The organism is Kitasatospora sp. NPDC001683, assembly GCF_053596495.1.
This window is the reverse complement of sequence record NZ_JBSFGK010000003.1, coordinates 66,925-89,806: the sequence shown is the minus strand read 5'-3', so window position 1 is coordinate 89,806 and position 22,882 is coordinate 66,925. Positions and strand designations below refer to the sequence as shown.

General features: G+C 72.8%; 20 protein-coding genes. 12 read left to right on the top strand and 8 right to left on the bottom strand.

The annotated features are described in order from the left end of the window. Window positions 1-16: 16 nt before the first annotated feature. From ACWCYO_RS02325 to ACWCYO_RS02310, 4 genes are all read right to left on the bottom strand, one after another. Window positions 17-1,015, bottom strand: coding sequence for an ABC transporter substrate-binding protein (locus ACWCYO_RS02325; RefSeq protein WP_270142270.1), 999 nt, complete (start codon window positions 1,013-1,015; stop codon window positions 17-19). A gap of 64 nt (window positions 1,016-1,079) precedes the next feature. Next, on the bottom strand, window positions 1,080-1,910 hold the full coding sequence (locus ACWCYO_RS02320; protein WP_270142269.1) for an ABC transporter ATP-binding protein: 831 nt from the start codon (window positions 1,908-1,910) through the stop codon (window positions 1,080-1,082). Further along, window positions 1,910-2,923, bottom strand: a complete 1,014-nt coding sequence (locus ACWCYO_RS02315; RefSeq protein ID WP_449783140.1) for a FecCD family ABC transporter permease — start codon at window positions 2,921-2,923, stop codon at window positions 1,910-1,912. The genes ACWCYO_RS02320 and ACWCYO_RS02315 overlap by 1 nt, the downstream gene beginning before the upstream one ends. A gap of 17 nt (window positions 2,924-2,940) precedes the next feature. Next, window positions 2,941-3,906 carry a FecCD family ABC transporter permease gene (locus ACWCYO_RS02310; RefSeq protein ID WP_449783139.1) on the bottom strand — a complete coding sequence of 322 codons (966 nt, stop codon included), beginning with the start codon at window positions 3,904-3,906 and terminating at the stop codon, window positions 2,941-2,943. Window positions 3,907-4,176: 270 nt separating this feature from the next. On the opposite strand from ACWCYO_RS02310, the gene ACWCYO_RS02305 reads away from it, so the two are divergent. Then, window positions 4,177-5,124: a (2Fe-2S)-binding protein gene (locus ACWCYO_RS02305; protein ID WP_449783080.1), complete on the top strand. Its 948-nt coding sequence runs from the start codon at window positions 4,177-4,179 to the stop codon at window positions 5,122-5,124. 21 nt (window positions 5,125-5,145) lie between these two features. Here ACWCYO_RS02305 and ACWCYO_RS02300 read toward each other — a convergent pair whose 3' ends face one another. Beyond that, window positions 5,146-5,487, bottom strand: coding sequence for a DUF6191 domain-containing protein (locus ACWCYO_RS02300; protein WP_270142266.1), 342 nt, complete (start codon window positions 5,485-5,487; stop codon window positions 5,146-5,148). A 93-nt stretch (window positions 5,488-5,580) separates the two neighbouring features. On the opposite strand from ACWCYO_RS02300, the gene ACWCYO_RS02295 reads away from it, so the two are divergent. The 4 genes from ACWCYO_RS02295 to ACWCYO_RS02280 all read left to right on the top strand — a co-directional run bounded on the left by ACWCYO_RS02295 (window position 5,581) and on the right by ACWCYO_RS02280 (window position 11,701). After that, window positions 5,581-6,342, top strand: coding sequence for a dienelactone hydrolase family protein (locus tag ACWCYO_RS02295; RefSeq protein WP_449783079.1), 762 nt, complete (start codon window positions 5,581-5,583; stop codon window positions 6,340-6,342). Between the two features lie 178 nt (window positions 6,343-6,520). After that, entirely contained in the window at window positions 6,521-7,444 is a 924-nt protein-coding gene (locus ACWCYO_RS02290; RefSeq protein WP_449783078.1) for an alpha/beta fold hydrolase, read from the top strand. A 106-nt stretch (window positions 7,445-7,550) separates the two neighbouring features. Continuing rightward, a complete protein-coding gene (locus ACWCYO_RS02285) occupies window positions 7,551-9,491 on the top strand; it encodes a protein kinase domain-containing protein (protein ID WP_449783077.1) in 1,941 nt (646 codons plus the stop codon). A gap of 611 nt (window positions 9,492-10,102) precedes the next feature. After that, entirely contained in the window at window positions 10,103-11,701 is a 1,599-nt protein-coding gene (locus ACWCYO_RS02280; RefSeq protein ID WP_405000793.1) for a M4 family metallopeptidase, read from the top strand. Between the two features lie 283 nt (window positions 11,702-11,984). On the opposite strand, the gene ACWCYO_RS02275 is transcribed toward ACWCYO_RS02280, so the two are convergent. Continuing rightward, on the bottom strand, window positions 11,985-12,761 hold the full coding sequence (locus tag ACWCYO_RS02275; RefSeq protein WP_449783076.1) for a MerR family transcriptional regulator: 777 nt from the start codon (window positions 12,759-12,761) through the stop codon (window positions 11,985-11,987). 259 nt (window positions 12,762-13,020) lie between these two features. On the opposite strand from ACWCYO_RS02275, the gene ACWCYO_RS02270 reads away from it, so the two are divergent. The 3 genes from ACWCYO_RS02270 to ACWCYO_RS02260 are packed head-to-tail and all read left to right on the top strand — an operon-like array spanning window position 13,021 to window position 16,483. Next, window positions 13,021-14,592, top strand: a complete 1,572-nt coding sequence (locus ACWCYO_RS02270) for a flavin-containing monooxygenase (protein WP_449783075.1) — start codon at window positions 13,021-13,023, stop codon at window positions 14,590-14,592. Then, window positions 14,589-15,581 carry an alpha/beta fold hydrolase gene (locus tag ACWCYO_RS02265; RefSeq protein WP_270142252.1) on the top strand — a complete coding sequence of 331 codons (993 nt, stop codon included), beginning with the start codon at window positions 14,589-14,591 and terminating at the stop codon, window positions 15,579-15,581. The genes ACWCYO_RS02270 and ACWCYO_RS02265 overlap by 4 nt, the downstream gene beginning before the upstream one ends. Next, window positions 15,578-16,483, top strand: coding sequence for an SDR family oxidoreductase (locus ACWCYO_RS02260; protein ID WP_270142250.1), 906 nt, complete (start codon window positions 15,578-15,580; stop codon window positions 16,481-16,483). Before ACWCYO_RS02265 ends, ACWCYO_RS02260 begins: the two co-directional genes overlap by 4 nt. A 107-nt stretch (window positions 16,484-16,590) precedes the next feature. Here the strand turns inward: ACWCYO_RS02260 and ACWCYO_RS02255 are convergent, their stop codons facing one another. After that, window positions 16,591-17,916: an aminotransferase-like domain-containing protein gene (locus ACWCYO_RS02255; protein WP_449783074.1), complete on the bottom strand. Its 1,326-nt coding sequence runs from the start codon at window positions 17,914-17,916 to the stop codon at window positions 16,591-16,593. 126 nt (window positions 17,917-18,042) lie between these two features. Between ACWCYO_RS02255 and ACWCYO_RS02250 the strand changes: the two genes are divergently transcribed. The 3 genes from ACWCYO_RS02250 to ACWCYO_RS02240 all read left to right on the top strand — a co-directional run bounded on the left by ACWCYO_RS02250 (window position 18,043) and on the right by ACWCYO_RS02240 (window position 21,759). Further along, window positions 18,043-18,741: a LysE family translocator gene (locus ACWCYO_RS02250; RefSeq protein WP_449783073.1), complete on the top strand. Its 699-nt coding sequence runs from the start codon at window positions 18,043-18,045 to the stop codon at window positions 18,739-18,741. A gap of 162 nt (window positions 18,742-18,903) precedes the next feature. After that, window positions 18,904-19,677, top strand: a complete 774-nt coding sequence (locus tag ACWCYO_RS02245; RefSeq protein ID WP_270142246.1) for an SDR family NAD(P)-dependent oxidoreductase — start codon at window positions 18,904-18,906, stop codon at window positions 19,675-19,677. Between the two features lie 246 nt (window positions 19,678-19,923). Beyond that, window positions 19,924-21,759: an ABC transporter ATP-binding protein gene (locus ACWCYO_RS02240; RefSeq protein WP_449783072.1), complete on the top strand. Its 1,836-nt coding sequence runs from the start codon at window positions 19,924-19,926 to the stop codon at window positions 21,757-21,759. Between the two features lie 16 nt (window positions 21,760-21,775). Here the strand turns inward: ACWCYO_RS02240 and ACWCYO_RS02235 are convergent, their stop codons facing one another. Then, window positions 21,776-22,444, bottom strand: coding sequence for a lysophospholipid acyltransferase family protein (locus ACWCYO_RS02235; RefSeq protein WP_270142243.1), 669 nt, complete (start codon window positions 22,442-22,444; stop codon window positions 21,776-21,778). Between the two features lie 176 nt (window positions 22,445-22,620). Here ACWCYO_RS02235 and ACWCYO_RS02230 point away from each other — a divergent pair, with 176 nt between their 5' ends. After that, window positions 22,621-22,833, top strand: a complete 213-nt coding sequence (locus ACWCYO_RS02230) for an EF-hand domain-containing protein (RefSeq protein WP_270142241.1) — start codon at window positions 22,621-22,623, stop codon at window positions 22,831-22,833. Window positions 22,834-22,882 lie beyond the last annotated feature (49 nt).

Sequence of the window (22,882 nt, the reverse complement as noted above, 5' to 3'; positions counted from 1 at the left end):
CCTTGTTCGCCGTTCGCTACTTGGGCGCGTCCACGCCCGCCGCCTTGGCGATGTCGACGAGCATCGCGTCCGCGGCCTGGACGCCGATGCCGGACATCCAGGTCTCGTCCGGCACGGTGAAGACCTTGTTGTTCTTGACGGCGTTCAGGCCCTGCCAGACCGGGGTCTGCTGGACCTCGCTCTCCTTGGTCTTGGACGGGTCGTCGGCGGTGGTGGCGAACACCAGATCGGCGTCGGCCTGGCTGATCTGCTCGGCGCTGACCTCGATGATGTTCTTGTCCACGTCCTGCGAGGTCGGCCGGGCCAGACCCACGTCCTTGAGCACCACGCCGCTGTAGGAGGCCTTGGCGTACAGGCGGGTCGGGCCGGCCACGAAGCGGACCACCGAGGCGGTCGGCATCGTCCCGTTGTACTTGGCCTTGATCGCCTCGCCCAGCTTGTGCGCCCGCTCCTCGTAGTCGGCCAGCGCCTTCTTCGCCTCGTCCTCCTTGCCGAGCGCCTGGGCGTACAGCGCCAGGTTCTCCTTCCAGGGGAAGCCGGTGGTCTCGGCCAGTACGGTCGGCGCGATCGCGTTCAGCTGGTCGTAGACCTTGGCGTGCCGGACCTTGGAGGAGAGGATCAGGTCGGGCTTGAGGGAGGCGATCAGCTCCAGGTTCGGCTCGTTCATCGGGCCGACGTCCTTGGTGTCCTTGATCTTGTCCTTGAGGTAGTTCGGGAACCCGCCCTCGGTCTTCATGTGCGGGGACACCGCGCCGACCGGCGTGACGCCGAGCAGGGTGACGTCGTCCAGTTCGCCGCTGTCCAGTACCACGACGCGCTTGGGCTGTGACTTGATCTGGGCCGTCCCGGCGGCGTGCTTGACGCTGCGCGGGAACCCGGCGGCGGTGCCCGCCGAGCCGGCGGAGGGCGCGGAGTCGCCCCCTGACCTGGCGGTGTCCCCGTTGCTCCCGCAGGCGGCGAGGAGGGTGGCGGACAGCGTGACGGCGAGGACGGCGACGGGGAGTCGGCGGTTCATCGGGGTTCCTTGGATCGGGTCGAACGGGGTTACGGGGAAGGGAAGTTCACACAGGAAGAGAAGTTCACACCGGAAGGGAAGTGGTCCGGACGCGCGCCCGCGGTACGACCAGCGGCGTCCCGGTCTCCGGGTCGGGCACCACCCGGCACGGCACGCCGAACACGGACTCCACCAGCTCGGCCGTCAGCACCTCGGCGGGTGGACCGGCCGCGGCGAGCCGTCCGTCCTTGAGCACCACCAGGTGGTCGGCGTACCGCGCGGCCTGCCCGAGGTCGTGCAGCACCATGACCACGGTGCGCCCGGCCTCGGCGTGCAGGTCGGCGACCAGGTCGAGCACGTCGAGCTGGTGCCGTAGGTCGAGGAAGGTGGTCGGCTCGTCGAGCAGCAGCAGGTCGGTCTCCTGGGCGAGCGCGAGCGCGATCCAGACCCGCTGGCGCTGCCCGCCGGAGAGACGGTCGACCTGCCGGTCGCGCAGTTCGGCGGTACCGGTGCGGGCCAGCGCCTCCTCGACCGCCGCCTGGTCGGCCTTGGACCACGGGCTGAGCATCCGCTGGTGCGGGTAGCGCCCGAGCCGTACCAGCGCCTCGACGGTGACCGCCTCGGGCGTGACCGGCTGCTGCGGCAGCAGGCCCATCCGCTTGGCGAGCGTCCGGGCGGGCATCCGGTGGATGTCGGCGCCGTCCAGGGTGACGGCGCCGGCGGCCGGGTCGAGCAGTCGGACGAGTCCGCGCAGCAGGGTCGACTTGCCGCAGGCGTTCGGTCCGACGATCGCGGTGACGGCGCCGCCGGGCAGTTCGAGGTCGAGCCCGTCGACGATGGTCCGTTCGCCGTAGCACAGCCCGAGCCCGTGGGCGGCGAGCCGGTTGACGTCGGTGGCGCTGGCCGTCAGCTGCATCAGCTGCTCCTCTGGGGAAGCCGGCCCTGGCGGATCATCAGCACCAGGAGCCAGGGCGCGCCGAGGGTGGCGGTGACGGCACCGACCGGCAGGCCGTGGACGGGGATCACGTGCAGTACGAGGAGGTCGGCCGAGAGCAGCAGCACGGCGCCGGTGAGCGCGGTGAGGCCGAGCGTGCCGGGGGTGGGCGGTCCGGCGAGCAGCCGGACCAGGTGCGGGACGGCGAGCGCGACGAAGGCGACCGGCCCGGTGAGGGCGGCGGCCAGCGAGGCGAGGGTGATGGTGAGCAGCAGCAGCCAGAGCCTGTCCCGCGCGGGGTTCAGGCCGAGGCCGCCGGCCGAGTCGTCGCCGAGGTCGAGGACGGCGACCCGCCGCTGGCAGAGCAGCAGGGCCCCGGCGGTCAGCGTGATGGCGGTGCCGCCGATCCACACCTCGGTCCAGTTGCGCCCGTACAGCGAGCCGGTGGTCCACTGCATCGCGGAGGAGGCCAGCTCGGCCGGGAACCGTACGACCATCAGGTTCACGGCGGCGGCCGAGCCCTGCTGGACCGCCAGGCCGACCAGCACCAGCCGGGTGACGGCCATCTTCGAGCGCCAGGCGAAGCCGCCGAGCAGCAGCGCGGCGAGCAGCCCGCCGCCGACCGCGGCGAGTGGGATCAGCTGCTGCGAGGCGCCGGTGGCGAGCATCAGCACCGCGCCGAAGGAGGCGCCGCCGGTGATGCCGATGGTGTCGGGGGCGGCCAGCGGGTTGCGGAACAGCCGCTGCAGCATCGAGCCGGCCATCGCCAGCCCGGCGCCCGCGATCAGCGCGGAGACCACGCGCGGCGCCCGGAACTGCTGCACCACCAGGACGTCGCCGGGCTCGCCCTGACCGAACAGGGCGCGCAGCGCGTCCCAGGCGGAGATGCTCACCTGGCCGGTGCCGAGGGCGATGCCGGTCAGCAGCACCAGCAGCCCGACGGCCAGCAGCGACCAGGCGGCGGTCCTGGCCCGGTGGCGGGCGATCGCGCCCATCGGGGCGGTCAGCGTGGTCACTTGGCCACCTGCCGGGCCAGCACCGCGAGCAGCGGCGCGCCGAGGAAGGCGGTCACGATGCCGACCTCGATTTCGGAGGGCTGCACCACGAGCCGGCCGAGCACGTCGGCGGCGAGCAGCAGCAGGGGACCGGCGATCAGGCAGCCGGGCAGCAGCCAGCGGTGGTCGTTGCCGAGCAGCGTACGGACCAGGTGCGGCGCCGCCAGTCCGATGAACGCCACCGGCCCGGAGACGGCGACCGCGCTGCCCGCGAGCAGGACCACGGCCAGGCCGCCGACCAGCCGGATCCGGGCCACCGGCACGCCCAGCGACTGGGCGGTCTCGTCGCCCAGGGCCAGCGCGTTGAGCGCGGGGGAGATCGCGAAGGCGGCGATCAGGCCGAGGACCAGGAACGGCAGCACCGGGGTGAGGGTGTCCAGGTGCCGTCCGGCGATCGAGCCGGCCAGCCAGAACCGGGCCTCGTCCAGGGTGCGGTGACTGGCCAGCATCAGTGCGGAGGTCCAGGAGGTGAGCACAACGGTGAGCACGGTGCCGCCGAGCGCGAGCCGGACCGGGTCGAGGTCCCCGCCGCGCCGGGACATGGTGTACGCGGCGACGGCGGCGACGGCGGCCCCGGCGAACGCGAACCAGACGTACTCGGCCGGGCGGGAGAGGTCCAGCGCGTAGATCGCGGCGACCACGGCGAGGCTCGCGCCGGCGTTGATGCCGAGGGTGACCGGCGAGGCCAGCGGGTTGCGGGTGACGCCCTGGGCGACCGCCCCGGCGACGCCGAGCGCGGCTCCGACGGCCAGTCCGATGAGCGTGCGCGGGACCCGAAGGCCCGTCACCACGTCGGCGTCGCCGCCGTGGGCGGCACCGGTGAGGGCGTCGACGACGGTGGACAGCGGGATGGATCGGGAGCCCAGGGCAAGGCTCAGGGCGGCGCACAGCACGAGCGCGCACACGCCGACGACCAGCAGCAGGGGCTGCCGGAGCGTCGGGGTACGGGGCGCCGCCGGGGCTGTGGCGGCCGGTGGGTCGGTTCTCAACACGAGTCGACATCTTAGGTTAGGTTTGCCTAACTTCGTCAAGGCCGGTCTGAAGGTCGGGCGGGAACGCCCGGTCGTGCGGAAGGGTGGTGTGTGCACGCTCTGAGGCGTTGTAAGGTGAGCCTCACCTTAATCGATCACCTTGCTCGATCACCTTGATCGAGCATCTTGATCGATCACTCGGAGCCGATCTCGGGAGCGCCGATGGTCCCCGGAACACCTCTGCCCGTCCTCTCCCGGGGGCGGTCCGTCGCCCTGGCCGACGACTACCACCGGCTGCGCGGCCTCTGCCCGGCGCTCCGACTGCGCCTGCTCGACCCCGCCGAGGACGACCCGTCGGCCGCCGACGGCTGGTACTCCGGGACCCAACTCGCCACCGACGAACGGGTCCTGGCCGCCGCTCTGGCCGGGGAGGAGGCCCGGATCGCCGCCGAACACGGCCGCGCGCCCCGCCCGCACGTCACCGCCTCCCGGCTGCTCCACCACTACGTCTGGTCCGCCTGCCTGCTCATCGCCGGCCCCTGGCACCTCGCCCGACGGGTCCCGGTCGTCGACCCCGCCGACCTCTGGCTGCACGCCCCCACCGGCGCACTCGCGCTGCGCCCGGGCGGGCACGTCACCCGCCCCGGCGACGACGAACTGCGCGCCGAACTGCGGTCCGCCGTGGTCACCCACCTCGAACCGGTGCTCGCCGCCTTCGCCGGTCCGACCCGGCGCCGCGACCGGGCGCTCTGGGGCATGGTGACCGACGACCTCGCCTCCGCCGTCTGGTACCTCGGCCGGATGCTCGACGCGCAGGACGGGCACGGCGTGCAGGACGGGCATGGCGGGCACGGCGTGCAGGACGCGCAGGACGCGCAGGACGCGCAGGACGCGCAGGACAGGCAAGACGGGCAAGGCGGCCAGGGCGCAAAGGACATGGCGTCCGTCGGGGAGGACGCCGCCGTCGCAGCCGCCGGCGCCCTGCTGCCCGGTGGCACCCTGCCGCTGCCCGGAGCCGCCGACTTCCGCCGGCTGCGCACCCCGGACGGCCGCGACCACCACACCCGCACCCGGCTCGGCTGCTGCCTCTACTACGCCGTCAAACCCGAAGCCGTCGCCTGCCTGACCTGCCCGCGCACCGGCGACGAGGAGCGGCTGCGGCGGTTCTGACGGTTGGTCGACCGACCGGCCCTACCGCTGCTCGGCCCCGTCGCCGCCCCCGCCGCCCCCGCCGCCCCGGGCGCGTCGCAGCACCGCCACGCCCCGGTCCAGGTCCACCCCGAAGTGCGGCGGCGCCCCGGCCTGGGTGTCGTCCCGGCGCGTCGCCTGTTCCCGCCGCTGCTCGACCTGGATCCGCTTGCCCGGGCTGAACACCGCGTGCAGTTCGTCCAGGAGACCGCCGCCGCCCGCCCCGACCCCCGGCGCGCGCTCGCGGCGGCGCGGCGAGGACTCGCCCCGGACCTGCAAGCCGGCCAGCAGCACCAGCCCGACCGCCACCACGACCACGCACACCGCACCTATGACGAAGCCCATGTCCAGCCCAACGCCGCACGGCCGCACCGGTGTTCCCGGACCCGGACGATCACCGGTTACGCTGCCGACGGACCCTAAGGAGAGCTCCCACCCATGACCGTGCGCGGAACCACCGTGGACATCCCGACGGCGGACGGCACCGCCGACGCCTACCTCGCCCACCCCGACGACGGCCGCCCCCACCCCGGCGTGCTGCTGTATCAGGACGCCTTCGGCCTCCGGCCCCACCTGAAGGCCATGGCCGACCGGATCGCCGAGGCCGGGTACACCGTCCTCGTCCCCAACGCCTACTACCGCAAGGGCCGCGCGCCGCTGGTGGAACTGCCGGAGCTGATCGACATCGAGCAGGCCGGCGAGATCTTCGCCCAGCTCGGCCCACTGCTCATGGCCGTCGCCACCCCGGAGGTTGCCGCCCGCGACGCGGACGCCTACCTGGCCTGGTTCGACGCCTCCCCGCTGGTCCAGGACGGCCAGATCGGCGTCACCGGCTACTGCCTCGGCGCCTTCCTCGCCCTGCGCACCGCCATCAGCCGCCCGGACCGGGTCGCCGCCGCGGCCTGCTTCCACGGCGGCCACCTCGCCACCGACCGTCCGGACAGCCCGCACCTGGACGCCCAACGGATCACCGCCGAACTGTACTTCGGCCACGCCGACCAGGACGACTCGATGCCGCCCGAGCAGATCGCCCGCCTCGGCGAGGCCCTCACCGCGGCCGGGGTCCGCTACCGGGCGGAGGTGTACGAGGGTGCCGGGCACGGCTTCACCCAGGCCGACACCAACCGCTACGACGCGGTCGGCGACGCCCGGCACTGGGCGGCGCTTTTCGACCTGCTGACGCGCGCCCTCCCCGCGTAATCCGGCTGTCCCCGCCTAACCCGGGCCGTTCCTCACCCCGTTCGGAATCCGTCCTGTTGGTCCCCGATCCACCGGCCGTACAGTGGGGGCCGGGCCCGAGGTGTGGCCGGGGGCCGAGCCGTTCTCCCGGTCGAACCGGACCGGCGGGCCCCGCCGAAACAGCCACGGGGGCCGGAACGTGCCGAACAAGCGGAACAGTCGAACCGGGCGGGCGCCCGGCAGCGTCCGGGAGGTCATCGCCGAGGCGCTGGCCGTCCGCACCCCCGGCGGGCTGCGGACGGCCGAACTCGACCGTGACGGACGGGCGTTGCGCTGGGTGGAGGCGGGCCCGACCGAGGGCGTGCCGATCGTCCTGATCGCCGGCTGCGGCGACTCCTCGCTCACCTGGGCCCCACTACTGCCCGAACTCGCCGAGCTGGGCCGGATCGTGGCGTACGACCGGGCCGGGCTCGGGGCGAGCGAGCCCGACCGCGCCCCAGGTCTGACGCTGGAGGCGCAGGCCGGTGACCTGGAAGCCCTGGTGCGGCACCTGGATGCCGGACCGGCCGTCCTGGTCGGGCACAGCTGGGGCGGTCAGCTGGCCCAACTCCTGGCCCGGCAGCGGCCGGAGCTGGTGGCCGGCCTGGTCCTGGTGGATCCGGCGCACGAGGAGTTCCGGCCGCGCGCCATCGCCGTCGCCGAGGCCGCGCTGCTCCGGTTCGGGCTGCTCCGGGCGGCCCTGGCGCCCGCCGCGCCGGACCGTGGCGACGTCCTCACGCGGGCCGAGGCGGCGGCGCTCGCCCACCCCCACCAGCGGCGGGCCGTGCTCGCCGAGCACCGGCTGACCGGTCAGGCCGTCCCGGTGCTGCGCCGTCGGCGTGCCGCCGGTCCGCTGCCCGAGGTGCCGGTCACCGTGCTGAGCGCGACCGAGGGGCTGCCCCGCGCGCTGCGCGCCCGCTTCACCGCCGCGCAGGCACGGATCGCGCCCGGAGCCGCCCGGGGCCTCCACGCCGAGGTGCCCGGCGCCGGCCACTACCTCCACGCCGACCGGCCCCAGGCGGTCGCCGCGGCCGTCCGAGAGGTGTCCGACCTCGCCCGAATCGCCCGGAACACCGCAGATTGACGCCCAACGACCGTCCGTACAGCGCCTGCTGGGCTCGCGACACGCTCTGGCACACTGTGTGCCGACGACCCGGTGGGGAGGGTCATGACACCTGGGGGCGGGGCGGATGAGCGGCGCGGGCACGGTGCTCGGCGGGCGGTACAAGCTGGTCGAGAAGGTCGGCGGCGGAGGGATGGGCGCGGTCTGGCGGGCCGATGACGAGGTGCTGGCACGGCCGGTCGCCGTCAAGATCCTGCGCGCGGACCTGTTCGAGGACGACACCGCCGTCCAGCGCTTCCGCCGCGAGGCCCAGCTGGTCGCCGCGATCGACCACCCGGGCATCGTGGACGTGCACGACTACGGGGAGAGCGGCGGGAGCGAGGGCGCGGACGGGGACGGCGACGAGCGCTGCGCCTACATCGTGATGGACCTGATCGAGGGCCGTCCGTTGAACCAGGTGCTCAAGGAGGACGGCCCGATGAGCGCCGAGCGCGCTCTCGGCCTGCTCGCCGAAGCCCTGGACGCGCTGCACGCCGCCCACCGGCGCGGGATCGTGCACCGCGACCTCAAGCCCTCCAACCTGATGGTGCGCGAGGACGGCGGGGTGGTCATCACCGACTTCGGAATCGCCCGGGCCGTCGCCAGCACCAAGCTCACCGCGCCGTACGCGATCATCGGCACCGCGGCCTACATGTCCCCCGAGCAGGCCTCGGGGGAGAGCACCGGCCCGGCCTCCGACCTCTACTCGATCGGCGTGGTCTGCTACGAGCTGCTGGTCGGGCAGGTGCCGTACCTGGGTGAGGGGCCGCTGCAGGTCGCGCTCAAGCACGTCAACCAGCCGGTGCCGGAACTGCCGGAGACCTTCCCGGCGGCGGTCCGGGCACTGGTCGCCACCGCGCTGGCCAAGCGGCCCGAGGACCGCTTCGAGAGCGCCGCCGGGATGGCGGCGGCGGCCCGCGTGGCGATCGGCCTGCCGGGAACGGCGCGCAGGGCGGCGGACAGCGGGACGATCGACCTGCGGGCGGGGGCCGGGGCGGCGGCTGGAGCGGGGGCGGCGCCCGTGGCTGCGGCCCCGGCCGGGCCGGAACAGGTCGTGAAGGTGGACCCACAGGCGGAGACCGAACCGGGCCGGCGCCGCTCGCGCCGCACCCTGCTGCTGCCGATCGTCGTCCCGGTCGTCATCTCGATGGGTACGGCGACGGCGCTGCTGATCGACCGCAGCCCCGGCAACTCCACCGCGGCCGTGTCGCCCGCCGCCCAACCGACCGTGGTGGTGACCGTCCCGGCGACCCCGGGTACCACCACCCCGACCGCCACCACGCCCGGGTCCGCGACCCCGCAGCCGACCTACACCCCGCCGGTCACCCCGGCCGCCGACCAGCCGCCCGGCGGCCAACCGCCCGTACCGGTACCGGCCCAGGGCGGGATCGGCGGCGCCCAGGGCCGCGGCGGCGGAGGCTCGAACACCGGCGGTGGCGCGGCGCCCGGCGCGTCGTCGGGCGGCTCCGCGGGCGGCTCCTCGGGCGCTCAGGCCAACCAGCCCGGCGGCGGGGGCGGGTCGAACCAGTCGCCGGTCAGTCCAGGCAACTCCACCTCCCAGGGCGGCACTTCCAGCGGTTCGTCGTCCGGCGGCAACACGCCCGCCCCGCAGACCCCCGCCCGGCCCGCCTCCTGCGGCGGCAGCAACTGGAGCACCATCGTCAGCGTCAAGGACGGCCGCCCGATCGGGATGCGCAACGACGACCTGAGCGGGGACAACCCGATCGTCCTCGGCGGCGCCACCCAGTACGGCTGGGTGCGCTCCACCGACCCCGGCAGCTGGATCGTGTTCAACGCCTGCAACAACGGCGGCCCGCAGCTCGTCCAGACCATGGACGGCAAGGTCGTGCTGAGCAACGGGTACAGCTTCCTCACCCGATGGACCGTCCAGAACGGCAGCACCGCGGGCTCGTACACGCTCGGCGACTACCAGAACCAGTCCTGCATGACGGACAACGGACCCGGCAACGACCTCACCATGGTCGCGTGCACGCCCGGAAACCCCGCCCAGGAATGGCGGTTGCAGTGACGCTCGTGAATCCCTCGCTGCGCCAACTGCCGGACACGGTAAGGGAATACGGCGCGTAGGCGGCCGCTCACCGGACGGGCGGCGCTATCAGACCGTCGCTCGCCGGGCAAGGGTGGCCGGTGGCGGGACCTCGCCATTCCGGTGTCAAGGGTGTGTATGGAAAGTTCTACAAGGATGTAAAAGTCGATCGGCCGTTGATCGATGTCGATCCCGGAATCGGCGGCCGGTGACCGATCTGCCGTCCGCGCAGGCGGTCGGGCCTTGGTTCGAGTGGCAACCCACTGCAAGGCCGGGTGGATTGCCCGGATTTGACCTCCATTTGATTCCCTTTACCAACTGGCGGGACCTGGCCAATAACTGAGGCAGACCTGTCATTTCACCTGCTGGATTGTCATGCTTCTGGTCATCCCCCAGCGGTAGCCCCCACCCCCACCCCTTGGTGGCGAGCCGCTCGACCGCACGGGGTTTCAGCACGTCAGCGCCCGTTCCGCCCCACAGGTGCCGACCCCGGCCCCCGGGACGCGGTGCGACCGCGCCCACACGCGGTTTCCCGGAAGGACTCGTACGTGAAGCGAAAGCTCGCTGCCGTCGCCGTGCTCTCGGCCACGGCCATGTTGACCGGTGTGATCCAGGTGACCACCTCCGCCGCCCAGGCCGCCCCGGCGGCCCCCTCGCTGCAGGCGCAGGCCGCCCAGCAGCACGAGGCCGTGCTCGCGGTGGCCAACGGCCAGTCCGCCCCGCTGGCGCAGGCGCTCGGCCTCGGCGGCCAGGAGAAGCTGGTGGCCAAGGACGCCGTCGTCGACAAGGACGGCACCCGGCACCTGCGCTTCGAGCGCACCTACGCGGGCCTGCCGGTCATCGGCGGCGACCTGGTCGTCCATCAGAAGGCCGACGGCGCGGTGAAGTCGGTCGACAAGGCGGTCTCCGCCCAGATCGCGCTGCCGAGCCTGACCCCGCAGATCCCGGCGGACAAGGCCGCCGCCCAGGCCTCCGGCGCGGTCAAGGCCACCGTCGGTCAGACCATCGACTCCGACGAGTCCCCGCTGGTCGACGTCCACCAGACCGGTCAGGCGCAGCTGGTCGTCTGGGCGACCGACGGCAACCCGCGACTGGCCTACCGGACCACCGTCGAGGGCACCCGCGCCGACGGCACCCCGAGCGCGCAGATCCTGGTCACCGACGCGGCCAACGGCCAGGTCCTCTCCACCCACGAGAAGATCGAGACCGCCGCCGGTACCGGCAAGGGCATCTTCGTCGGCCAGGTCCCGCTCAACACCAACCAGAACGGCTCGCAGTTCGAGCTCAAGGACACCAGCCGCGGCGGCCAGTCCACCACGGACATGAACAACAGCGAGTCGGGCAGCGGGTCGCTGTTCGCCAACCCCGGCAACAGCTTCGGCGACGGCACCAACAACAACCGCGAATCCGCCGCCGTGGACGCCCAGTTCGGTGCCGCCACCACCTGGGACTTCTACAAGAACACCTTCAACCGCAATGGCATCCGCAACGACGGTGTCGGCGCCCTCAGCCGGGTGCACTACGGCTCCAACTACGTCAACGCGTTCTGGAGCGACGACTGCTTCTGCATGTCGTACGGCGACGGCAACAACAACAGTGCGCCGCTCACCGAGATCGACGTCGCCGGCCACGAGATGACCCACGGCGTCACCGCCGCGACGGCCGCGCTCAACTACTCGGGCGAGTCCGGCGGTCTCAACGAGGCCACCTCGGACATCATGGGCACGATGGTCGAGTGGTACGCCAACCTGCCCTCCAACCCGCCGAACTACTGGATCGGCGAGCTGATCAACCTGCGCGGCGACGGCAGCCCGCTGCGCTACATGGACCAGCCGAGCAAGGACGGCTCCTCGGCGGACTACTGGGACCCGAACGTCGGCAACCTGGACGTGCACTACTCGTCCGGCGTGGCGAACCACTTCTTCTACCTGCTGTCCGAGGGCAGCGGCGCGAAGACGATCAACGGGTTCGACTACAACAGCCCGACGGCGGACGGTTCTTCGCTCGCGGGCATCGGCCGGGACAAGGCCGCGCAGATCTGGTACCGCGCGCTGACCGTGTACTTCACCTCGACGACCGACTACGCGGGTGCCCGTGCGGCCACCCTCAGCGCGGCGTCGGACCTGTACGGCGCGAACAGCGCCGAGTACAACGCGGTGGCGGCCGCCTGGACGGCGGTCAACGTCAACTGATCCGGGCCTGAACCGGGTCGGGCCTGAGTTGGGCAGGCCCGCCCGGGGCGCGTCCGAGCAGGGCCCGGTCGGACTGTGGGTGCCCAACGACCGGGCGTGACGGCGGGGGCGACGGTGTGCGGACCACCGTCGTCCCCGCCGTCCGTGCGCGGGCGGATGGCAGTGAACAGATGACGACGAACAGATGACAGCGAACGGATGACAGATAACAGATGTTGAAATCTGTCATCCGTTCGCTGTCATCTGTCATTCGCCATTCGTCCGCTGTCACACCAGGTCCCCGCTACGCCTCCGAGTCGTGCTCCCGCCGCTGGCGCAGCAGTTCGGCGTACTCGGCCTGCACCCGGCGGTCCATCGCGAGGGTGAACTGGGCATCGGCGACGGTACGGGCGAGCGGCCGGACCCGCAGGATGCGCTCGGTGAGCCGGGCCGCCTCGCCGGGCGGCAGCGGGGTGTCGCCGGAGAGCGCGCTGAGCAGGTGTTCGCTGACCACCTCGATGAAGATCTCGGCGATGGCGTCGACGTACTCCCGGGTGCGCCGGCTGGCGTCCAGCACCGCCGCGAGCGGCACGCCCTCGGCGACCAGCTCGGTGGTGGCGTCCATCAGCCGCCGACTGACGTGGGTGATCCCGTCGTCCTCGATCGTGATGTAGCCCTGGGCGATCGCCTCGGCGGTGTTCTCCTCGGTGAGCTGGTCCCCGAAGGCGGACTTCAGCTCCTCCCAATCCAGCCGCACCGGGGTCTCGTCCGACCAGGGGGCGGCGATCGCGGCCTCGAGCCCGATCAGCCCGGCGACGTCCCGCCCGCTCTCGCCGGCGCCGATCAGTTCGGCGATCCCGCCCAGGGTGTGCCCGCGTTCGAGGAGTTCGCCGATCATCCGTAGCCGGGTCAGGTGCTCCTCGCCGTACCAGGCGATCCGGCCCTCCTTGCGGGGCGGTTGGAGCAGTTTGCGCTCGCGGTAGAAGCGCAGGGTGCGGGTGGTGATGCCGGCCGCTTCGGCCAGTTCCTCCACCCGGTACTCGCGTTTTCTGTCGCCCGCAGCAGCTCTGACCTTGTCCACGGCGATCAGCATAGATCCGTCGGGTCGGCGGGGAGCCTCCGGGAAGTTCGGGAAACCTCCGGTGAATCCGCGCCGTCGTGCTTCTTCCATCCGGTGTCAGCAAGGGCTACCCTGCCAACCATGCCAGTGATTGCTGGCGCGATCGGCAGGGTTCCGAGGACGGCCCGGGAGGTTCCGGGGAACGCCCCCGGGAGGTTCCGGGGAGCCACCCCCCGGAAGAGCGTGACGACCACCGCCCCACCCTTCAGGAGGAGGCCGCATGGCATCCAGCAGCAAGCGCCCCCGCCCGGGCGCGTCCGGAGCGACCGACCCCAGCGCTGCGGCGGAGGCCGTACCGCACGTGCGGGTGGCGGTGATCGGCTCCGGTTTTGGTGGCCTCGGCGCGGCCGTCCGGCTGCGGCGCGCCGGGATCACCGACTTCGTCGTCCTGGAACGCGCGGACTCCGTCGGCGGCACCTGGCGCGACAACAGCTACCCCGGCTGCGCCTGCGACGTGCCCTCGCACCTCTACTCCTTCTCCTTCGCGCCCAACCCCGACTGGCCGCGCAGCTTCTCCGGCCAGCCGGACATCCGCGCCTACCTGGAGAAGGTGGCCACCGTCTTCGGCCTGCGCCCGCACCTGCGCTTCAACACCGAGGTGCTGGAGGCGCGTTGGGACGAGGAGCGGACCCACTGGCGGATCGCCACCTCGGCCGGCCAGTGGACCGCCGACGCCGTCGTCTCCGCCGCTGGACCGCTCGCCGACCCGCAGGTCCCCGACCTGCCCGGCCTGAGCACCTTCCCCGGCAAGGTGTTCCACTCCTCTCGCTGGGACCACGACTACGACCTGACCGGCAAGCGCGTCGCGATGGTCGGCACCGGCGCCTCCGCCGCCCAGATCATCCCGTCGATCCAGCCGAAGGCCGGCAAGCTGACGGTCTTCCAGCGCACCCCCGCCTGGGTGCTGCCGCGCCGCGACCGCGAGATCACCCAGCTGGAGAAGTGGCTGCACGGCCGTCTGCCGGTCACCGCCAAGATCCGCCGGGGCACCTTGTTCGCGCTCCGCGAGCTCCAGGTGGACGCCTTCGTGCGCCGCCCCGGACTGCTGCGCTTCGTCCAGCAGCTCGCCGAACGCCACATCGCCCAGGGCGTCGCCGACCCGGCACTGCGCGCCAAGCTCACCCCGGACTACCGGATCGGCTGCAAGCGCATCCTGCTCAGCAACACCTACTACCCGGCGCTCGCCGCCGCCAACACCGAGGTCGTCTCCGCCGGCCTGCGCGAACTGCGCGGCTCCACCCTGGTCGCCGCCGACGGCAGCGAGCACGAGGTGGACGCCATCGTCTTCGGCACCGGTTTCCACGTCACCGACATGCCCATCGGCGCCCGGGTGTTCGGGGCGAACGGGACGAGCCTCGCGGAGGAGTGGAAGGACGGCATGGAGGCGCTGCGCGGCTCGACCGTGCACGGCTTCCCCAACCTCTTCTTCGTGATCGGCCCCAACACCGGCCTCGGCAACAGCTCGATGATCCTCATGATCGAGTCCCAACTGAACTACATGATCGACGCGTTGACCGCGCTCGACTCGGTCGGAGCCGCCGCCATGCAGCCCACCGTCCGCGCCCAGCGGCAGTGGAACCTGGAACTGCAGCACCGGATGGACCGCACCGTCTGGACCACCGGCGGCTGCCTCAGCTGGTACCTGGACCCGAACGGCAAGAACACCGTGCTCTGGCCCGGCTCCACGACCTCCTTCCGGCGCGCCACCCGCAGGGTCGACCTCGGCGAGTACGAGCTGATCATGCGCACCGCCCCGACCGCCGCCCGTACCGTCCAGGAGGCCACCGCATGAAGTCCGTTCAGCTCCCCGTCGAGTACGTACCGCCCACGCCCGTCGAGGAGTTGAGCGTCCGCTCGGCGGACGGCATCCGGCTGCACGTCGAGGTGCACGGCCGGCCGGGCGCGCCCACCGTGGTGCTCTCCCACGGCTGGACCTGCTCGACCGCCTTCTGGGCCCCGGTGATCCGCCAACTCGCTGACCGTTACCGGGTGGTGGCCTACGACCAGCGCGGCCACGGGCACAGCGAGATCCCGCCCAGCCGGGCCCGCTACTCCACCCGGGCGCTCGCCGAGGACCTGGCCGCGGTGCTCGCCCGGACCGTCCCGGCGGGGGAGCGGGCGGTGCTGGCCGGGCACAGCATGGGCGGGATGACCATCATGGCCGCCGGCGGCCGTCCCGAGGTCGCCGAACGCACCGCCGCCAACGTGCTGATCTCCACCGGCCCGAGCGACCTGGTCGCCGAGCTCACCGTCCTGCCGGACGCCGTCCGCGCCCCGGGCCTGCGACGCTTCCTGCACCGGCAGCTACTGCGCTCCCGGATGCCGCTCGGACCGGTCTCGACGGTCAGCCGGGCCGCGCTCAAGTACGCGACCATGGGGCCGAGTTCGCCCGCCGGCCAGGTCGAGGCGACGGCCCGGATCGTGCACGCCTGCCCGACCGGGGTCCGCGTTCACTGGGCCGGGGTGCTCGACCGGCTGGACGTCCGGGCCGGGCTCGGCCGGATCACCGCCCCCACCGCCGTGGTGGTGGGCACCGCGGACCGGCTGACCCCGCCGGTGCACGCCCACCGGATGGTCGCCGAACTCGCCGATCCGCAGGGGCTGTTGCTGCTGCCCGGGGTCGGGCACATGGCGCCGCTGGAGCGGCCGGTGGAGGTCGCCGCCGAGATCCACCGGATGGCCGCCGCGCACCTGGGCGGGGCCGCCACCGCTGCGGTTCCCGTCGATCCTGCTGCCGTTCCCGCCGCTGCTTCCGCCGCCGAGAGGACCACTGTCGCATGAACGCCATCCCGCCGTTGTCCGCGCAGGTCGTGGTCGTCACCGGAGCCGCCCGTGGGGTCGGTGCCTCGCTGGCCCGCAAGTTGGCCCGGCGCGGGGCCAAGGTCGCGCTGCTGGGCCTGGAGCCGGAGGAGCTGAAGGCCGTCGCCGCGCAGTGCGGCGCGGCCGCCACCGCGTGGGAGGTGGACGTCACCGACCTGGAGGGGCTCAGTGACGCCGCGGACCGGATCAAGGAGCACTACGGGCGGATCGACACCGTGGTCGCCAACGCCGGGATCGCGATCGGCGGACCGCTGGCCGACAGCGACCACCGTGCCTTCAGCCGGGTGATCGAGGTCAACCTGCTCGGCAGCGTCGCCACCGCGCGGGCCTTCCTGCCGGCGCTCACCGAGAGCCGCGGCTATCTGCTGCAGATCGCCTCGCTCGCCGCGCTGACGCCCGCACCGCTGATGAGCGCGTACTGCGCCAGCAAGTCCGGGGTGGAGGCCTTCGCCCACTCGATCCGCGCCGAGGTCGCCTATCAGGGGGTCAAGGTCGGTGTGGGGTACCTGAGTTGGACGGACACCGACATGGTGCGCGGCGCCGACGAGGACGCGGTGCTGAAGCAGATGCGCGGGCGGCTGCCGTGGCCGGCCAACAAGACGTACCCGTTGGAGCCGGCGGTGGACCGGATCGTCGCCGGGATCGCCCGGCGCTCCGCCCACGTGTACGCCCAGGCCTGGCTGCGCGGGATGCAGCCGGTGCGCTGGCTGCTGCCGAGCCTGATCGCGGTGGTCGGTTCCCGCGACGTGGCGAAGCTCGCCCCGCGGCTCGCGGCCACCGCCGCCTCTCGCCTACGGGCCGTAGGGGCCGGCGGCGCCGCGGACACGGCGGCGCGGGGGAGCCGGTCGGGGGCGGGGAGCTGACGGCGAACAGCTGACGACTGACGGATGACAACCGACGGATGACAACTGACAGCTGACAGATTTCGAAATCTGAAAGCTGACATCTGAAATCTGTCAGCTGTCATCTGTCAGTCGTTCGCGATCCCCGCCAGCACCCGCAACGCCCACCTCAGCACCGGCAACGGCGGCGAGGCCAGTCCCACCCGCACCGCGGACGGCGTGCTCCGCGGGTCCACCGCGAAGGCCGCCGCAGGCGTCACCGAGATTCCCGCCCGCGCCGCCGCGGCGACGAAGGTCTCCGCTCGCCAGGCCCCCGGCAGGTCCCACCACAGGTAGTACGAGCACGGGTCCGCCCGCAGCCGCTGCCCCGCGAGCGCCTCCCGCGCCAGCGCCTGCCGTGCCGCCGCGTCCATCCGCTTCGCCGCTACCACCGCCGCCAGCGTCCCGTCCCCGATCCAGCGCACCGCCGCCTCCAACGCGAAGCCGCTCGGCGTCCACCCCCCGGTCCGCAGCGCGCCCGCGACCCGCTCGCGCAGCCCGTCGGGGACGACCGCGAACCCGGTGGTCAGCCCCGGCGCGAGCCGCTTGGAGAGGCTGTCGACCAGCACCGTCCGCTCCGGCGCGAGCGCGGCCAGCGGCGCCGACTCGGGGCGCAGGAACGACCAGATGGCGTCCTCGACGACCGGCAGGTCGAGCCGGCGCAGCTCCTCCACCAGCGCGACCGCCCGCTCGGGCGGCAGGCTGGTGCCCAGCGGGTTCTGCAACCGGGGCTGGACGTACACCGCGCGCAGCGGCCCGGCGCGATGGGCCGCCGCCAGGGCGTCGGGCCGCAGCCCGTGCTCGTCCATCGCGAGCGGCACCAGCCGGATGCCCAGCCGCCCCGCCACCGCCTTGACCACCGGATAGGTCAGCGCCTCGACCCCCAGCCGCTGCCCGGGCGGCACCAGTGCGGCGAGCGCCCCCGCGATGGCCTGCCGCCCGTTGCCCGCGAACAACAGCCCCCGCGCGTCGACGTCCCAGCCGCCCGGGCCCGCCGACAGCAGTCCGGCGAAGGCCTGCCGCGCCGCGTCGGTCCCGGCCGCGCCGACCGGCCGCAGCGCCTCGCCCAGCGCGTCGGCCCGCAGCAGCGGCGCCAGCCCGCCGGCCAGCAGTTCGGCCTGCCCGGGCGCGCTCGGGTAGTTGAGCTCCAGGTCGATCGGAGCGGTGGCCGGTTCGGCGAGCGCGATCGGCCCGTCCGGTGCGCACCGCCCGGCCCGGACGAAGGTGCCCCGCCCGACCTCCCCGACGGTCAGCCCGCGCCGGACCAGTTCGCGGTAGACCCGCCCCGCCGTCGAGGCGGCGATGCCCCGGCGGCGCGCGAAGGCGCGTTGGGTGGGCAGCTGCTGGCCGGGCCGCAGCCGTCCGCTGGTGATGTCGGCGGCCATCTCGTCCGCGATCAGCCGGTAGTCATCCATCGCGAGCCAACCTCTCCCGAACCTGCAGGCACCTGAACGCACGTGGCCACCCGGCGTTGCAGCGTCATTGCACCGAGCGCAAAGTCATCATTGCATCGAGATCATCCCGCAGCCTAGCCTCGACGCATGGACGAGCTGACATCCTTCGCGAGCGCCCTGGGCGCCCCGGACGCGCTGCGCGCCGTGGACGGCCACGCCGTGCTCGGCATCGCCGCCGTGGCATTGGGCATGGTGCTGTCGCCGGGGCCGAACATGATCTACCTGGTCTCGCGCTCGATATCCCAGGGCCGCCGCGCCGGACTGGTGTCGCTGACGGGCGTCGCCACCGCGTTCCTGGTCTACCTGGTCGCGGTGACGGCCGGAGTGGCCGCGGTCTTCTCGGTGGTCCCCGTCCTCTACACCGCGATCAAGCTGGCCGGCGGAGGCTACCTGCTCTGGCTGGCCTGGAAGGCGGTCAAGCCCGGCGGCACGGCGGTCTTCGCCCCGCAGCAGCTGCCTCCGGACCCGCCCCGCCGGCTGTTCGCGATGGGCTTCCTGACCTGTCTGCTCAACCCCAAGATCGCCATCATGTACGTCTCGCTGCTGCCCCAGTTCGTGGCGCCCGAGCGCGGCCACATCGCGGTGCAGAGCCTGGTGCTGGGTCTGACCCAGATCGTGATCGCGGTCACCCTGAACGGCCTGATCGCGATGAGCGCGGGCAGCATCGCCGGCTTCCTCAACCGCCGCCCGGCCTGGCTGCGCGTCCAGCGCTACGTGATGGGCACCGTCCTCGCGGGCCTCGCGGTGCACATCGCCGCCGACCGCGCCAAGGCCGTCGCGGTCTAGCCCGGCCGGCGGACCGCGGCAGCTCGTACCCCGCGTGGGCGAACCGCCCGTCCGGAGGCCCGCTGTTGGTCAGCCCCGCCACCGCGGCCGAGGCCTGTGGCGCGTGCAGGAGCTTCGCCCTGGGTGTGGGCGTGGCTGCGGTGAGTCGGTACGGTCTGGGGCATGACCACAGCCTTGATCACCGGCGCGACCGCCGGCATCGGAGCCGCGTTCGCCCGCCGGCTCGCCCGCAGCGGCTACCGGCTCGTCCTGGTGGCCCGGGACACCGAGCGCCTGGAGCGCGCCGGCGCCGACCTGCACGCGAAGTACGGCACCGAGGCGGAGGTGTTGACCGCCGACCTCGCCACCGACGAGGGCATCGCCGCCGTCGAGGCCCGGCTCGCCGACGCCGAGCGTCCGGTGGACCTCCTGATCAACAACGCCGGCTTCGGCAACAAGGGCGCCTTCGGGACCGTCCCGCTCCAGGACGAGCTGGACATGCTGAAGGTGCACATCGAGGCCATCCTGCGGCTGACCACGGCCGCCCTGCCGGGAATGCGCGAGCGCGGCCGGGGCGCGGTCGTGAACGTCGCCTCGGTGGCGGCCTTCCTGCCGCGCGGCACGTACGGGGCGAGCAAGGCCTGGGTGGTGAGCTTCACTCAGGGCGTGCTGCGCGACCTCGGCGGGACGGGCGTGCGGATGATGGCGCTGTGCCCGGGGTTCACCCGGACCGAGTTCCACCAGCGGGCGGGCATGGGCACCGGCAACATCCCGTCCTGGTCCTGGCTGTCGGCCGAGCGGGTGGTGGACGAGGCGATGCGTGACCTCGCCCGCGGCCGCTCGGTGTCCGTACCGGGCAAGCGCTACAAGCTGGCCGTGGCGATCGCCCGGGTGCTGCCCTCGGGCAAGCTCGGCGGCCTCTCCTCGAAGGCGGCGCGCACCTACCGGACGAACTGACGCGGTCGGCGGTCGGCCGGGAGGGCATGGCGACCGCGAGAGCAGGTCGGCCGGAGAGCAGGTCGGCCGGAGGGCAGGGCAGTCGGAGGGCATGGCGGCCAGGAGCACATGGCCCGCAGGAATAGAGGCACTCTCACTATTAGCTTGCCTAACTATGAGCTACTCTCGCTATGCTGAATCCCGACCGACCGCCATGCCCGCCGCCGCGGCCACGCCCCCGCGCGCCCGATCCAGGGAGGCCCGTCCTTGAGGCCCGCCGCCATCGACTGGACCCCGCCCGACCGCGCCGAGGGCGATCCCCGCCCGCCGGCCCAGTGGCGGCGCATCCTCGCCCTGTTCCGCCCCTACCGGGTCCGCCTCAGCACCGTCGGGCTGCTGGTCGCAGCCTCCGCCGTGGTGTCCGTGATCTCGCCGTTCCTGCTCAGGGCCGTGCTGGACACCGCCATCCCGCAGGGCCGCACGGGGCTGCTCAGCCTGCTCGCGCTCGGGATGATCCTCACCGCCGTGGTGAACAGCGTCTTCAACGTGCTGCAGACGCTGATCTCCACCACCGTCGGCCAGCGCGTCATGCACGACCTGCGCACCTCCGTCTACGGCCACCTGCAGCGGCAGTCGCTGGCCTTCTTCACCCGCACCCGCACCGGCGAGGTGCAGTCCCGGATCGCCAACGACATCGGCGGCATGCAGTCCACGGTGACCTCCACCGCGACCAGTCTGGTCTCCAACCTGACCGCGGTGGTCGCCTCGATCGTCGCCATGGTCGCCCTGGACTGGCGGCTGACCGTCGTCTCGCTGCTCCTGCTCCCGCTGTTCGTCTGGATCAGCCGGCGGGTCGGCCGGGAGCGCAAGAAGATCACCACCGAACGGCAGAAGCAACTGGCCGCGATGAGCTCGGCGGTGCAGGAGTCGCTGTCGGTCAGCGGCATCCTGCTCGGCCGCACCATGGGCCGCTCGGACTCGCTCGCCCGGGAGTTCACCGAGCAGTCCGACCAGCTAGCCGACCTGGAGGTGCGGTCCAGCATGGCCGGGCGCTGGCGGATGAACACCATCATGATCGTGATGGCCGCGATGCCCGCGCTGATCTACTGGGCCGCCGGGCTGACCTCCGCCGCCGGCGCGCCGATCGTCTCCGTCGGCACCCTGGTCGCCTTCGTCACCCTCCAGCAGGGCCTGTTCCGTCCGACCGTCAGCCTGCTCTCCACCGGCGTGGACGTGCAGACCTCGCTCGCGCTCTTCCAGCGCATCTTCGAGTACCTCGACCTGCCGGTGGAGATCGCCGAACCGCCGCGTCCGATCGGCCTGACCGACATCCGCGGCGAGGTCCGCTTCGAGGCCGTCGAGTTCCGCTACGACCCCGAGCAGGAGCGCCCGACCCTGGCCGGCGTCGAACTGAAGGTCCCGGCCGGGACTTCACTGGCCGTGGTCGGCGAGACCGGCTCGGGCAAGACCACCCTCAGCTACCTGGTGCCGCGGCTGTACGACGTCACCGGGGGCCGGGTCACCCTGGACGGCGTGGACGTGCGCGAGCTGTCCTTCGACACCCTGGCCCGCGCGGTCGGCGTGGTCTCCCAGGAGACCTACCTCTTCCACGCCTCGGTCGCCGAGAACCTGCGTTTCGCCAAGCCCGGCGCCAGCGACGCCGAACTGGTCGCGGCCGCCCGGGCCGCGCAGATCCACGAGACCATCGCCGCCCTCCCGGACGGCTACGACACCCTGGTCGGCGAACGCGGCTACCGCTTCTCCGGCGGCGAGAAGCAGCGCCTCGCGCTCGCCCGCACCATCCTGCGCAACCCGCCGGTGCTCATCCTGGACGAAGCCACCAGCGCGCTCGACAACCGCACCGAACGGGCGGTCCAGCAGGCCGTGGACACCCTGGCCGCCGGCCGCACCACCATCACCATCGCGCACCGGCTCTCCACCGTCCGCTCCGCCGACCAGATCGCCGTGCTCGACCAGGGCGAGGTGGTCGAACTGGGCACCCACGAGGAGCTGGTGGAACTGGACGGGCGGTACGCGGCGCTGCTGCGCCGGGAGGCGCCGGAGGCGGCGGCCCTGTCGGACGCCGCCCTCGGCCACGCGTGACCCGGTGGAAGGGCCGTCAGGCCGCCTTCGGGATCTCGTTGTAGCTCCCCACGACCTCCTGGCCGGACAGCTTCTGGATCGCCGCCATCACCTCGTCGGTAACCTGGCGGCGGGCCTGCGCCGAACGGGCCTGCCCGTGCAACTCGTCGAAGTGCAGCGGCTCGCCGAACCGGACCGTCACCTTCTTGATCCGAGGGACGCGCTTGCCCACCGGCAGGATCTGCTCCGGGCCCTCCAGCGCCACCGGCACCACCGGCACGCCCGCGGTCAGCGCGAGCCAGGCGACGCCCGTCTTGCCCCGGTAGAGCCGGCCGTCCAGCGACCGGGTGCCCTCGGGGTAGATGCCGAACGCCTTGCCGTCCTCCAGGATCTTCAGCGCCGACTCCAGCGAGGCCTGGGCGGAACGGTAGGTGCCGCGCTCGACCGGCACCGCGCCGATCGCCTCGAAGAAGCCCTTGGAGACCTTGCCCTTGAGCCCGGGGGCGGTCCAGTACTCGGCCTTGGCGAGGAAGTGCACCCGGCGGGGGGCGGTGAGCGGGATCACCACGCTGTCGATGAACGACAGGTGGTTGCTGGCCAGGATCACCCCGCCCTTGCGCGGCACGTTCTCGGCACCCTCGATGACCGGGCGCCAGATCCCCCGCGAAACGGGTTTCAGCACCAGCCTGGTGGCGAGGTCGAGCACGGTTCCCTCCCTGGACGAACGACCGCCCGGGAGGTGCCCGGGTCAGCAATCAGACCCGCAGACTACGACACCCACCCCGGCGCGCGTCCACTCCCGGACACCGTGGCGCACACCACGGACGGGTAGGGTACGGCCGTCCGAACCGAGCAAGACCCCGCAGTACCCAGGAGGAAACGATGGAGAGCGTCGAGGCCATCAAGGAGATGTTCGACCGTTTCGACAAGAACGGCGACGGCAAGATCACCGCTGCCGAGTACGCGCTCGCCGCCAACGAGATGGGCGACCACAGCGTCACCATCTCGATGGCCGAGGCGCTGATCCACGCGATGGACACCCGTCACCAGGGCTACCTGGACTTCGAGGAGTTCCTGGCCGCTCGCCAGCGCTGAGCCGGCGCGGACGGGGCCGGTCACCGTACCGGCCCCGCCCCAAGGGCCC